This window comes from Mycolicibacterium sp. HS_4_1, assembly GCF_054515875.1.
In genome coordinates, this window is sequence record NZ_CM137261.1 from 4,306,644 (window position 1) to 4,319,703 (window position 13,060).

Consider the following 13,060-nt stretch of genomic DNA (forward strand, 5'->3'; position numbering starts at 1 on the left):
CAAAAACTGCCCCATTCCGAGCGGAACGGGGCAGTTTTTGACGTGCGGGCGGTGTCAGTCCTTGCCGGTGACGCCGAAGCCGACGCGGCGGACGTCCGCCGCACCGATCTCGACGTAGGCGATCTTGGTGGTCTGCACCAGGAACCGGCGACCCTTCTCGTCGGTCAGCGCGAGCACACCCGACTCCTGACCGAGCGCGTCGGTCACCAGCTTCTCCACATCCTCTGGAGTCTGCGCGCTGTTGAGGAACAGTTCGCGCGGGCTGTCGGTGACCCCGATCTTGACCTCCACGCTGACCCCTTTCATTCGTTTTCAAGACTTCATTCGAGCTGCGATCGAACTCTCCCCAGGAGGTTAGTGGACGGTGACGGCCGCGGTCCCCGCGGGCACGTTCGCCGTAGGCGAACCACGTGCGCAGGCCGCCGTAGGCGAACCACGTGCGCAGGCCCGGCCGAGGTCACGACGTCGTCACAGTTGTCGCTCTGGAAACGCTGTGCGCCGGTCCCACTTTTCGAGGTCGCGACGGGTCGTCTCGGCACCGTCGACCGAACCGAGTCCCGACCGTTATCCAGCAGCCAGCGAGCCAACCTCATCGGTAACTTCCGCACCACTAGCATCGATGAGGTAAGTGATACTCGACCGGGGAAAGTCGCCATGAGCAGGACATATTCGCGATATTCAGCACCGTCGGGGGCGTCCACCGGCAGCTACGGGGACACCCCGAGCCACCAGGGCTACGACCGCGGCTACAGCTACGGCTCCAGCACGGAGTACGGCAGCGGGTACGGCAGCACCGACTACACCAGCAGCCGCACCCCCTCGTACGGCTCGTACGGCTCGTACAGCTCGTACAGCTCGGCCACCGGCTTGGCCGACCGCCCCACCGGCGAGTACACGAGCACCTACGGCGACACCGACCGGTTCACCGCTGCTGACGCGGACTACACCGGCAGGGATGACGCCGACGCGGCGTACGACGACTACGACGACGAGATCTACGAGTACGACGACGCCATCGATCGGCGGTGGGTCTGGGTGGCGGGTGTCGCCGGCGCCATTCTGCTGGTCGCGGTGATCTGCACCGTCGTGATCCTCGGTGGCGGCGACAGCGGCCCGGTCACCGCGCCGATCACGCCGCCCAGCACCAGCCAGTCGGCAACGCCGACCGCATCGGCGGCGCCGTCGGCGGCTCCGCGCCCGCGCGTGACGGCTGCACCGCCGACCGCGTCGCTGGCACCCGAGACCGTCACGACCGTCACTCCGACCGCGGCAGCCCCGACACCCGAGGCCGTCCCGCCGGTCGACCCAGCAGCACCTGCAGCACCGATCCCGAACACGGTGACGTACCGCGTCACCGGCAACAAGTCGCTGCTGGACCTGGTGACGGTGATCTACACCGACGGGCAGGGCGCCCTGCAAACGGACGTCAACGTGGCACTGCCGTGGGCCAAGACGGTCACGCTGAACCCCGGCGTGACGTTGAGTTCGGTCACCGCCACCAGCGTCACCGGTCAGCTGAACTGCTCGATCAGCGACGGGTCGGGGGCGGCGATCGCCGCGCAGAACAACAACACGATGATCGCCACCTGCACGAAGTAATCGCCCGCAGCACCACAGAACCGGGTGCGTGAGCTCAGCCCAGGCCGAGTTCGCGTACCCGGTTCTTGTGTGTCTGCTGCAGGCGCTCGAAGAACTCGGTCATCTGGGTCAGGCCCTCGCCGCTGGACAGTACGAGATCGACGAGTTCGTCGTGCTCGGCCATCACGAACTGGGCCTGGGTGATGGCCTCGCCCAGGAGCCGCCGTGACCACAACGCCAACCGGTGCCGCTGCCGGTCGCTGGCGCTGACTGCAGCCCGCACCTCGGACACCACGAACTGGGAGTGGCCCGTCTCCGACAGGACCGCACGCACCACGTCAGCGGCCTCGGCGGGCAGCGAACCGGCGATCTCCAGGTAGAAGTCCGCCGCCAGGGCGTCACCGACATAGGTCTTGACCAACGCCTCCAGCCACGTGCTCGGCGTGGTCAGCCGGTGGTAATTCTCCAGTGCCGGAGCGTATTTCGTCATCGCCGGCACAACGTCCACGCCGCGGCGCAGCAGCGCCTCGCGCAACACGTCGAAGTGCCCCATCTCCGCAGCGGCCATCCGCGCCAGGTTGATACGGCCGGCCAGATTCGGCGCCATCCGCGCCTCCTCGGTCAACCGGTAGAACGCGGCGACCTCGCCGTAAGCCAACAAGGCGAACAGCTCGTTGATACCGGGATGATCGCCGGACACCGCCGGAGTTGCCGTCTGCTCGGGCAGCGCCTGGGACCTCGAAGGCGACGGGGAAGGCATGGCCCCAACTGTAGACCGCGATTCGTGTCACAGCCGACCGGCGGCGCGACCAGCTACAATGGTCTTGGCTGCAGCCAGATTCATCGTGAGATGGGCTGCTGCCAAGGAAATGTGCGTGCACGTGTTGGCCCTCGCCGGAACACCCGGCTGAATTCGGCAGATTCGCCCCGAGGGCCCAAGTGTTGATCGTCAGACTCGTGCGCGCGTGGACAACAGCGAGCACCGACTCCGATAACACTGGAAGGCATCCACGCCACCTCATGACCGCGCTAACTGCAAACACAACAGAAGAAAAAACATTCGCTGACCTAGGCGTTCGGGAAGAAATCGTCCAGGCACTCGCCGAAGACGGCAAGGCTCACCCATTCGCGATCCAGGAGCTCACTCTCCCCCTCGCACTCGCCGGCGACGACCTGATCGGTCAGGCCCGCACCGGCATGGGCAAGACCCTGGCGTTCGGCGTACCGCTGCTGCACCGCGTCGCCTCCGACACGTCGCTGCCGCTGACCGGCACGCCTCGGGCCCTCGTCGTGGTCCCGACCCGCGAGCTCTGCATTCAGGTGTACGGCGACCTCACCATGGCGAGCAAACACCTCACCGCCGGCGGAGCCGGCGATCAGGCAGAAGCCGGTGAGACCGCTAAACGTAACTTTCGCGTCGAGGCCATCTACGGCGGCCGCCCCTACGAGCCGCAGATCGAAGCCCTCAAGCAGGGCGTCGACGTCATCGTCGGCACTCCGGGCCGACTGCTGGACCTGGCCCAGCAGGGCCACCTGCAGCTCGGTGGCCTGAGCGTCCTGGTCCTCGACGAGGCCGACGAGATGCTGGACCTGGGCTTCCTGCCCGACATCGAGCGCATCCTGCGGCTGACCCCGGATTCGCGGCAAGCCATGCTGTTCTCGGCGACCATGCCGGACCCGATCATCACGCTGGCCCGCACCTTCATGAACCAGCCGACCCACATCCGCGCCGAGGCTCCGCACTCGGCGGCCACCCACGACTCCACCAAGCAGTACGTCTACCGCGCCCACGCGCTGGACAAGGTGGAGATGGTCAGCCGGATCCTGCAGGCCAACGGCCGTGGCGCGACCATGGTCTTCACCCGCACCAAGCGCACCGCGCAGAAGGTGTCCGACGAGCTGGCCGAGCGCGGCTTCAAGGTCGGCGCCGTCCACGGCGACCTGGGCCAGATCGCCCGCGAAAAGGCCCTCAAGTCGTTCCGGAGCGGCGACATCGACGTGCTGGTCGCGACCGACGTCGCGGCCCGTGGCATCGACATCGACGACATCACGCACGTGATCAACTACCAGATCCCCGAGGACGAGATGTCCTACGTGCACCGCATCGGCCGCACCGGCCGTGCCGGCAAGACCGGCATCGCCGTCACGTTGGTGGACTGGGACGAGCTGACCCGCTGGACGCTCATCGACAAGGCCCTGAACCTGGACTGCCCGGACCCGGCCGAGACCTACTCCCGCTCGCCGCACCTCTACGAAGAGCTGGACATCCCGACCGACGTCACCGGTTCGGTGGGCGCATCACGGTCCAAGCCCGCCAAAAAGTCGTCCGAGCCTGAGCTCAAGCGCGAGTCGAGCACCGACAAGGACCGCCCAGCCCGCAGCCGCAGCCGGTCGCGCCGCCGCACCCGCGCCGGAGAATCCGCCACGGGTCATGTCGAGGCGTCCGGTGCCGCCGACGGCGACACCGCCGAAGCCGGCGCACCAACCGGCGACAGCCCCGCCGAGTCGACCCACTCGGGTCGCCGCCGCCGGCGCCGTCGTCCGAGCAAGGCCTCTGCTGCGGTGGCCGCCGAAACCACTGCCGTCGCCGCACCTGCAGCCGAATAGCCGCAGGCCGCCCGAGCCCTATGGTCAAACCGGAGCGACGTACCAAAGCTGATCTGATCGCCGCCGCGGCCATCGTGGTGGTGGTCGCGGTCGGCGCAGCGCTGATCTGGTGGAACAGCGACGCGCGGGCCACCGTAAGCCGTTCTGCCGCCGGTCCCATCCCCGCGTTGCACGCCGCGAAGACGGTGCCCACCACGCTGCGTGAACTGTGGACCGCGGCCAGCGGCAAGACCACCGAGCCATCGGTCGTCGGCGGTGTCGTGGTGACCGGCGACGGCGACCAGATGCAGGGCCGCGACCCGGCGACCGGAAACTCCCTGTGGAGCTTTTCGCGCGACCGCGAGCTGTGCGGTGTCACCACCGTGTACCAGTTCGCAGTGGCCGTGTACCCCGACGGACGCGGCTGCGGCCAAGCCAGCGCCGTCGACGCCAGCACCGGACGACGCGGCCCCGCCCGCAGCAGCCTGGCCGACGCCGAGGTGAAACTGTCCACCGACGGCACGACGATCCTGTCGTACGGGGACAGCCGCCTGGAACAGTGGCGCTCGGACCTGGTCCGGATGGTCAGCTACGGCTACCTCGACGCGGTGGTCAAGCCCGGCGTCCCCGCCTCTCCCCTGTGCCGATTGACGTCCGCCGCGGCCAGCCCGGCCTCGGTGGCCGTCATGGAGGCCTGCCCCAAGCAGAAGGATTTGCGGCTGACGCTGCTCAAGGCCGCCAAGGAAGAAGACCAGCCGGACGTCAAGCGGGTGGCACTGCCCGGTGTCAGCGTGGACTCCGACGCACAGGTGATCGCGGTATCCGAGACCAAGGCCGCCATCTACGTGCCGACGCCGCAGCCGTGCGTGAACGTCATCGACGAAACCGGCAACACCATCGCCAGCACCCTGCTGCCGCATCCCGCGACGCCGGTGACGGCGACGACCCGCGTCGGTGACGTCGTCACCTGGTACACGGGCGACTCGGTGCTGGTCTTCGACGCCAACGGACTGCGCTACAAGTACACCGTCAGCGCACAGGGCGGCCAGGCGCCGATCGGCCCGGCAACCATGCTGGCCGGGCATCTGCTGGTTCCGGTGACCAGCGGCTACGACACGTTCGACGCGCAGAGCGGCGCGGGGCAGACGCACATCGCGCTGGCCCGGCAGCCGGTCAACACCGCCGTCATCCCGGCCATGGCCGGTCCGGTACTGCTGGAGCAGCGCGGGAGCCAGCTGGTCGCGCTGGGTCAGTGACCCGCGGAATCACACCTCAGGGGTGAAGACAGGCAGCGCCTTGTTCTTCGTCCAATGCTTCAGCAGCGCCTCCGCCAGTTCGCGATAAGCGATGGCGCCCTTGTTCTTCCGGCCCGCGAGGACCGACGAGCCGGAGGCGCTGGCCTCGGCGAACCGCACCGTCCGCGGGATCGGCGGGGCGAGCACCACGAGGCTGTAGCGGTCGGCGACGTCGAGCAGGACGTCCCGGCTGTGGGTGGTGCGGGCGTCGTACAGCGTCGGCAGCGCGCCCAGCAGCCGCAAGTCGGGGTTGGTGATCTGCTGCACGTCGTTGACGGTCCGCAGGAACTGGCCGACACCGCGGTGCGCCAGCGTCTCACACTGCAGCGGCACGACGACGTCATCGGCGGCGGTCAGACCGTTGAGGGTCAGCACGCCCAGCGACGGCGGGCAGTCGATGATCACCACGTCAAACTGATCGGCGATCTTCGCCAGCGCGCGTTTGAGCGCGTACTCCCGGCCTGCGCGCATCAGCAGCATGGCCTCGGCGCCGGCCAGATCGATGTTGGCCGGCAGCAGGGTCATGCCCTCGGCGGTCGAGACCAGCGCCGCGTCGGGTTCCACGTCACCGAGCAGCACCTCGTGTACCGACACCGGCAGTTTGTCCGGATCCTGGCCGAGCGAGAACGTCAGACAGCCCTGCGGATCGAGGTCGACGAGCAGAACCCGCTGGCCTTCCTCGGTCAGCGCTGCACCCAGCGATGCCACTGTTGTCGTTTTTGCGACTCCACCTTTTTGGTTGGCGACCGCAAGTACCCGCGTCACGGTGCCCATCCTGACACGCGGCCAGGTGGCGCCGCTCACCGTGGGGCAGAATCTCGGTCGTGAGTACCGCGGCCGACCCCACAAGACACCGGCTGCTATTGCTACGCCACGGACAGACCGAATGGTCGCGCACCGGCCGGCACACCGGACGCACCGAGGTGGAGCTGACCGACGAAGGCCGGCAACAGGCCCGCAGCGCCGCCTCGGCGCTGGCCGTGCTGAAGCTCGACGACCCGTTGGTGATCAGCAGCCCGCGCAGGCGCGCCGTGGTCACGGCAGAACTGGCCGGGCTGGACGTCGCCGAGACGACCGAACTGCTGGCCGAGTGGGACTACGGCCACTACGAAGGCCGCACCACACCGCAGATCCGGGAGCAGGTGCCCGACTGGCTGGTGTGGACGCATGGCTGCCCCGGCGGCGAGAGCGTAGCCGGAATCGGCGAGCGTGCGGACCGCGCCATCGCGCTCGCCCTCGAGCAGCTGCCGTCGCGCGACGTGGTGTTCGTGGGGCACGGCCACTTCTCGCGGGCCGTGATGACCCGTTGGATGGAGCTCCCGGTGGCCGACGGAATCCGGATCTCCATGGCGCCCGCCTCGATCTCGGTGTGCGGTTTCGAGCACGGCATACGCCAGCTGGTCGCGCTCGGTCTGACCGGTCACCCCAACCCGTGTCTGCCCGAGTGAGCCGCCCCGCACCGGTATTCGTCCTGGCCGGCCCCGAGGGGGTCATGCTGGCCGAGGGACCTGTGCAGGCGTTCGGAGATCTAGATGACGCGCGGCGGGCGCTGGCCGCCGGCGACGTGCCCATCCTGTTGGGCGCCTTGCCTTTTGACCTGAATTCTCCCGCCGCGCTGATGGCGCCGGCGGCGGTGACCTACACCGACGCCCTGCCGTTCACCGACGAACGCCTACCCTCGGTCCGCATCGCAGCCAGCCTGCCGTCACCCGACGAGCACCGGGCCCGCGTGGCGGCGGCGGTGCAGGCGCTGCGCGATCCCGCTGCCGGCCTGCACAAGGTGGTACTGGCCCGGGCGCTGCAGCTCGTCGCCGACGAAGCCATGGATCCCTATGCCGTACTGGCCCGCCTCGCCGAAGACCGCAGCGCCACAGCATTCTTCACCGACCTCAGCGCGGCCGGCCCGCGGTACCGCGGCACCGCCCTGCTCGGCGCGAGCCCGGAACTGCTGGTGGCCCGCCGCGGCGACGTGGTGACCTGTAAGCCGTTCGCCGGCTCTGCGCCACGCTCCCCCGACCCCGAAACGGACGCCGCCAACGGTGCCGCCCTGGCCGCGTCGGCCAAGGACCGGCATGAGCATCAGCTGGTGGTCGACATCATGCGCGAGGCACTCGAACCGCTGTGCGCCGAGCTCGACATCGCCACCGAGCCGCAGGTCAGCGCAACCGCGGCCGTCTGGCATCTGAGCACGCCGATCGTCGGGCGGCTGCGCGAACCCGCAACCACCGCACTGGATTTGGCCATCGCGCTGCACCCGACGCCGGCTGTCGGCGGGGTACCCACCGCCGCGGCGGCCCGGCTGATCACCGAGTTGGAGGGCGATCGCGGGTTCTATGCGGGCGCGGTCGGCTGGTGCGACAGCACCGGTGACGGGCGCTGGGTGGTGTCGATCCGGTGTGGGCAGCTGTCTGCGGATCGGCTGTCCGTCGACGCCCGCGCCGGTGGCGGGATCGTCGCCGAATCCGACCCCGACGACGAAGTCACCGAGACCACAACAAAATTCAGGACGATGCTGACCGCATTGGGGGTAGCACAATGATGGGACACCACGAATGACAACGACCATCCGCCCGGTCCAGCCCGGCGACGAAGTCGAGATCACCGCGATGATCCACGAACTGGCCGCTTTTGAGAAAGCCGCGGACCAGTGCACGGTGACCGAAGCACAGATTCGGACCGCGCTGTTCGGCGGTGCCGAGTCCGGCCAGGCCGCCGTCTCGGGTCACCTCGTCGAGGTCGACGGCCGGCCTGCGGCCTTCGCACTGTGGTTCCTGAACTTCTCCACGTGGGACGGCGTCTCCGGCGTCTACCTCGAGGACCTGTTCGTGCGCCCCGACTTCCGTCGCCGCGGCCTCGCCCGCAAGCTCCTGTCGACGCTCGCCCAAGAATGCGTCGAACGGGGCTACTCCCGGCTGCAGTGGGCGGTGCTGAACTGGAATGTCAATGCCATCGCGCTGTACGACGAGGTCGGCGGCAAGCCACAGTCCGAGTGGACGACCTACCGGGTGTCGGGCCCCGAGCTGACGGCACTGGCCGAGGGCTGACCGCCGCACCCCTGACCAATACGTAAATTCCTGCACCAATCCCCTTCGACACCTGGGCCACACCTGTCACATCGGTGTTAATCTGCGGCCAGGCCGCTGAGGCCGGCCCAGCGAAGGGACCGCAATGGTGGATGCCCCCGAACGGAACAGCGACGAAAAGCGCGCGGCTCCACGCAAGACGGCGGCCCGGCGATTCGACCGATTCCAGCGTCGTCAACTGCTGTCGAAGGTGAGCATCCAGTCGAAGCTCGTCGTGATGCTGGTGCTGTGCACCATCGTGGCTGCCACGGTCGTCGGATTCATCGCATTCCAGACCGGCCGCGGCTCGATGCGGGATTCGGTCTTCAACCGGCTGACCGAGGTGCGCCAGTCGCAGTCGCGCGCACTGCAGGACCAGTTGTCGGACCTGAAGAACTCGATGATCATCTACGCGCGCGGAGCCACCACCGTCAACGCGCTGGCCGAGTTCACCGCCGGATTCGACGCGCTGGCCGACAAGCCGATCAGCCCCGCCCAGGCGCAGTCGATCAGTGACTACTACAACAACACCTTTCTCAAAGAGGTCCAGAAATCCAGTGGGGTGACGCTCAACGCCGACCAGCTGCTCCCGAAAGACAACCCACAGCGGTACCTGCAGGCGAACTACACCGCGGTGCGCCAGAACGACGACACCGCCGTGAAGATGAACGACGCCCACGACGGCAGCCTCTGGTCGGCGGCCAACGCGCGGTACCAGGATTTCTTCCGCGAGATCGTCAGCCGCTTCGAGTTCCAGGACGCCATGCTGCTCGACACCCGCGGCAACATGGTCTACACGGCGTACAAGGACGTCGACCTGGGCACCAACATTCTCACCGGGCCCTACAGCGGCTCGAAGCTGCGTGCCGCGTACGAGAAGGCGTTGTCATCCAACGCGCTCGACTACGTGGGATTCACCGACTTCGAGGTCTACCAGCCGGCGGAGAACGACCCCACGGCGTGGATGGTCACCCCGATCGTCAACGGCGGGCGCGCAGTCGGCGTGCTGGCCCTGCAGTTCCCCGCGTCGAAGGTCAACCGGCTGATGACCTTCAACAAGCGTTGGAACGAATCCGGGCTGGGCAACACCGGCGAGGTCTACCTGGTGGGCTCGGACAACCTGATGCGCTCCGACTCCCGGCTGTTCCTGGAGAATCCGCAGGCCTACAAACAGGAAGTCGTCGATGCCGGTACCCCCGCATCCGTCGCCGAACGGGCCATCAAGGTCGGCGGGACCACGCTCGTTCAGCCCATCCCGGCGGAGTCCGCACGGCGGGCGCAGCGCGGCGAATCGGGGACCCAGATCGGCACCGACTACCTCGGCAACGAGGCGCTGCAGGCGTATGCGCCCGTGACGATTCCCGATTCCGATCTGAACTGGTCCATCATCGCGAAGATCGACACCGCGGAGGCCTTCGAAAAGGAGGCCTCGTTCACCCGGACCATGGTGCTGTCGACGGTCGGCATCATCTTCGCGGTCTGCATCGCCGCGGTGTTCCTCGCCCAGCTTTTCGTCAGGCCGATCCGGCGGCTGGAAGCCGGCGCGCAGCGGATCGGCGCCGGTGACTACGACGTCGCCATCCCGGTGTCCACCCGCGACGAAATCGGAGATCTGACAGAGGCTTTCAACGAGATGAGCAGAAGTCTCACCGTCAAGGAGGAGCTCCTGGTCGAGCAGCGCAAGGAAAACTCCAAACTGCTCGCGCTGCTGATGCCCGAGCCGGTCGCCGAGCGCTACCAGCAGGGCGAGGAGATAGTGGCCGAGGAGCACCAGAACGTCACCGTGATCTTCACCGAGATCATGGGACTCGACCGGCTGCAGGCCGAGCTGACGTCGCAGGGGTCACTTGCCGTCGTCACCGAGATCGAGCGCCAGTTCGACGCCGCGGCAGACAATCTCGGTATCGAACGGGGCCGGCCCATCCGCAACGGCTACCTCAGCAGCTGCGGCCTCAACGTGCCGCGCCTGGACAATGTGCGGCGCACCGTCGACTTCGCGCTGGAGTGCCAGCGGATCATCGAGCGGTTCAACGGCGAGACGGGCTACGGACTGGCCCTGCGCGCGGGCATCGACACCGGAACCGTCAGCAGCGGCCTCGGCGGCCGGCACTCGGTGGTGTACGACATGTGGGGCGCGGCGGTGAATGTCGCCTACCAGGTCAAGAGCGGGTCACCACAGCCCGGGATCGACGTCACCGACCGGGTGTACCAGGCATTGCGAGAGACCATGAGCTTCACGTCCGTCGGCACCGTCACCGTCGACGGGCGGGAGGAGCCGATCTGGCGGCTGGTGGGGCCGCGGTGATCGCCGACATCTTCACCTCATCCTGGTTCTACTGGGCCGTCGGCATCGCGATCGGACTGCCGATCGGGCTGGTCGCCCTCACCGAGTGGCAACACGCATTACGGCGCCGGCAGAGCTTCCTGGTGCGGCCGGTGACCCTGCTGCGCAACTATCTGCTGCCGTTGGGCGCACTGCTGCTCCTGCTGACCGAGGCCCGTCAGGTACCGGCCGGGGCCACCTCGGTCCGCACCGTCGCAACGCTTTTCGCGTTCGTTGTACTCGTCCTGCTGTTGTCGGGGGTGAATGCCGCCCTGTTCCAGGGCGCCCCGGAAGGGACGTGGCGCAAGCGGATTCCGACGATCTTCGTCGACGTCGCGCGGTTCGTCCTCATCGCGGTGGGTCTCGCGCTGATCTTCTCGTACATCTGGGGCGCCAACGTCCGCGGTCTGTTCACCGCGCTCGGGATCACCTCGATCGTCATCGGCCTGACGCTGCAGAACTCCGTCGGCCACGTCATCTCCGGGCTGCTGATGCTGTTCGAGCAGCCGTTCCAGATCGGCGACTGGCTCGACACCCCCAGCGCCCGGGGCCGGGTGGTCGAAGTCAACTGGCGTGCAGTGCATCTGGAGACCAGCACGGGACTGCAGATCATCCCGAACGCGGTGCTGGCCGGGGCGTCGTTCGCGAACCTGAGCCGCCCGGAGAACAAGCACAAGGTCAAGGTGACGACGATCTTCTCTCTGGACGATCCACCGAACCAGGTGTGCGCCATGCTGACCGGGCTGGCCGCCGACCTGCCGATGCGGCGCCGCGAGGGCACCGTGTCGGCGACGCCCCTGGGTGGTCTCGAATACCAGACCACCATTCCGCTGAACTCCCCCGCCGACGACGGGGACACGAAAACCCTCTTCCTGCAATGGGTCTGGTACGCCTCCCGGCGGGCCGGCCTGCACCTGGACGAGGCCGAGGACGAGTTCGCGACGCCCGAACGGCTGCTGGCCGCGGTGGGCCAGGTCGTCGCGCCGACGTTGCATCTGGACGCCGACGAGCAGCGCGAGCTCATGCCGGCTGCGGCCCTGCAACGCTACGCCACCGACGAAGTGGTCCAGCGTGCCGGCGAGGTCCCGGAGCGGATGACCTTCATCGTGTCGGGCCGTGTCCAGCTGACCGCCGGAACCGCCGACGAACCCGGCCCGGTGATCGGAATCCTCGACGAGGGCGGGTATCTCGGCCAGAGCACTCTCACCCGCCAGCCGGTGATCGGCTATGCGCACGCCCTCGACGAGGTCACGGTGGTCCACGTCGAACGCGGTCATATCGAGATGGTGGTGCAGCGAAACCCGTTGCTGCTACAGGAGTTCGGCCGCGCCATCGAAGATCGACGGGCGCGCGCCCAGCGCGCACTGACGGACGACTGAAAGCCTCAGTCGCGCCGGGATATCCACTGCACGGTCGACGGGCTGAACAACAGCCCCAGCGTGACGATCGCGACCAGCGCGACCACGATGGCGTACTGCAACTGGCCGGACTGGAAGACGTACCACGCGACGCCCAGCAGCAACAGGTTGGCGAACACCCCGATCCCGCGCCCCCAGCGCCGCCCGGTGATCAGCGCCCAGCCGCCGGCGAGCACCGCCCCGCAGATACACACCAGCCAGAGCGCATTGCCGTACCCGCTGACGATGTGCTGATCCGCCCCGGCCAGCCCGCGCACCACGTACACCGCCGCCCCGACCAAACCGAGCACCCCCTCGGCTGCCACGAGGAACCCAGCCCGGCGCACGGCCGGCGGATGGATCGCCGGATCACTCACCGCGACAACCGATCTGCCAGGTAACGCACCGCCAATTCGTAGCCGATGGGCCCCGCGCCGGCGATTACGGTCTCGGCCACGGCCGACACGTAGGAGTGGTGCCGGAAAGCCTCGCGCTTGTGGATATTGCTCAAATGCACTTCGGCAACCGGCAACTCGGCCGCGGTGAGTGCGTCGGCGATGGCCACCGAGGTGTGGCTGTACGCGGCGGGGTTGATCACGATGCCGACACAGTCGGCGCGCGCCGCCTGGATCGCGTCGACCAGTTCGCCTTCATGGTTGCTCTGCACGGCGCGCACGGAGAAGCCGAGCTGCGCTGCCAGCTCGGTGACGGCCTGCTCGATCTGCGCCAGGGTGGTGGAGCCGTAGATTTCCGGCTGGCGAGTACCCAACAGATTCAGGTTGGGCCCGTTGACGAGGAGCAGGCGGCGATCGGTCACCC

13 protein-coding genes are annotated in these 13,060 nt (G+C 67.9%); 8 read left to right on the forward strand and 5 right to left on the reverse strand.

The features are described from left to right. Nucleotides 1-54: 54 nt before the first annotated feature. Complete coding sequence (locus ACX12F_RS20740) at nt 55-291, reverse strand: DUF3107 domain-containing protein (RefSeq protein ID WP_459366232.1); 237 nt, start codon at nt 289-291, stop codon at nt 55-57. A 363-nt stretch (nt 292-654) separates the two neighbouring features. On the opposite strand from ACX12F_RS20740, the gene ACX12F_RS20745 reads away from it, so the two are divergent. Beyond that, entirely contained in the window at nt 655-1,599 is a 945-nt protein-coding gene (locus ACX12F_RS20745; RefSeq protein WP_459366233.1) for a hypothetical protein, read from the forward strand. Nucleotides 1,600-1,633: 34 nt separating this feature from the next. On the opposite strand, the gene ACX12F_RS20750 is transcribed toward ACX12F_RS20745, so the two are convergent. Then, nucleotides 1,634-2,338 carry a ferritin-like fold-containing protein gene (locus tag ACX12F_RS20750; protein WP_459366234.1) on the reverse strand — a complete coding sequence of 235 codons (705 nt, stop codon included), beginning with the start codon at nt 2,336-2,338 and terminating at the stop codon, nt 1,634-1,636. A 260-nt stretch (nt 2,339-2,598) separates the two neighbouring features. Between ACX12F_RS20750 and ACX12F_RS20755 the strand changes: the two genes are divergently transcribed. After that, complete coding sequence (locus ACX12F_RS20755) at nt 2,599-4,185, forward strand: DEAD/DEAH box helicase (RefSeq protein ID WP_459366235.1); 1,587 nt, start codon at nt 2,599-2,601, stop codon at nt 4,183-4,185. A gap of 20 nt (nt 4,186-4,205) precedes the next feature. Continuing rightward, the gene (locus tag ACX12F_RS20760) at nt 4,206-5,420 is read left to right on the forward strand and encodes an Rv3212 family protein (protein ID WP_459366236.1); all 1,215 of its coding nucleotides are present in this window, start codon (nt 4,206-4,208) and stop codon (nt 5,418-5,420) included. A 9-nt stretch (nt 5,421-5,429) separates the two neighbouring features. On the opposite strand, the gene ACX12F_RS20765 is transcribed toward ACX12F_RS20760, so the two are convergent. Further along, nucleotides 5,430-6,233 carry a ParA family protein gene (locus ACX12F_RS20765; RefSeq protein ID WP_459366237.1) on the reverse strand — a complete coding sequence of 268 codons (804 nt, stop codon included), beginning with the start codon at nt 6,231-6,233 and terminating at the stop codon, nt 5,430-5,432. Nucleotides 6,234-6,283: 50 nt separating this feature from the next. Here ACX12F_RS20765 and ACX12F_RS20770 point away from each other — a divergent pair, with 50 nt between their 5' ends. From ACX12F_RS20770 to ACX12F_RS20790, 5 genes are all read left to right on the forward strand, one after another. Next, entirely contained in the window at nt 6,284-6,907 is a 624-nt protein-coding gene (locus ACX12F_RS20770) for an acid phosphatase (RefSeq protein ID WP_459366238.1), read from the forward strand. A gap of 44 nt (nt 6,908-6,951) precedes the next feature. Further along, nucleotides 6,952-7,998: an isochorismate synthase gene (locus tag ACX12F_RS20775; RefSeq protein WP_459370437.1), complete on the forward strand. Its 1,047-nt coding sequence runs from the start codon at nt 6,952-6,954 to the stop codon at nt 7,996-7,998. Nucleotides 7,999-8,011: 13 nt separating this feature from the next. Beyond that, nucleotides 8,012-8,503, forward strand: a complete 492-nt coding sequence (locus tag ACX12F_RS20780; RefSeq protein WP_459366239.1) for a GNAT family N-acetyltransferase — start codon at nt 8,012-8,014, stop codon at nt 8,501-8,503. Nucleotides 8,504-8,627: 124 nt separating this feature from the next. After that, complete coding sequence (locus ACX12F_RS20785) at nt 8,628-10,826, forward strand: adenylate/guanylate cyclase domain-containing protein (RefSeq protein ID WP_459366240.1); 2,199 nt, start codon at nt 8,628-8,630, stop codon at nt 10,824-10,826. Continuing rightward, nucleotides 10,826-12,223 carry a mechanosensitive ion channel family protein gene (locus ACX12F_RS20790; protein ID WP_459370438.1) on the forward strand — a complete coding sequence of 466 codons (1,398 nt, stop codon included), beginning with the start codon at nt 10,826-10,828 and terminating at the stop codon, nt 12,221-12,223. The genes ACX12F_RS20785 and ACX12F_RS20790 overlap by 1 nt, the downstream gene beginning before the upstream one ends. Before the next feature lie 5 nt (nt 12,224-12,228). Here the strand turns inward: ACX12F_RS20790 and ACX12F_RS20795 are convergent, their stop codons facing one another. Then, nucleotides 12,229-12,618 carry a hypothetical protein gene (locus tag ACX12F_RS20795; RefSeq protein WP_459366241.1) on the reverse strand — a complete coding sequence of 130 codons (390 nt, stop codon included), beginning with the start codon at nt 12,616-12,618 and terminating at the stop codon, nt 12,229-12,231. Then, complete coding sequence (aroQ, locus tag ACX12F_RS20800; RefSeq protein ID WP_459366242.1) at nt 12,615-13,058, reverse strand: type II 3-dehydroquinate dehydratase; 444 nt, start codon at nt 13,056-13,058, stop codon at nt 12,615-12,617. The genes ACX12F_RS20795 and aroQ overlap by 4 nt, the downstream gene beginning before the upstream one ends. Nucleotides 13,059-13,060 lie beyond the last annotated feature (2 nt).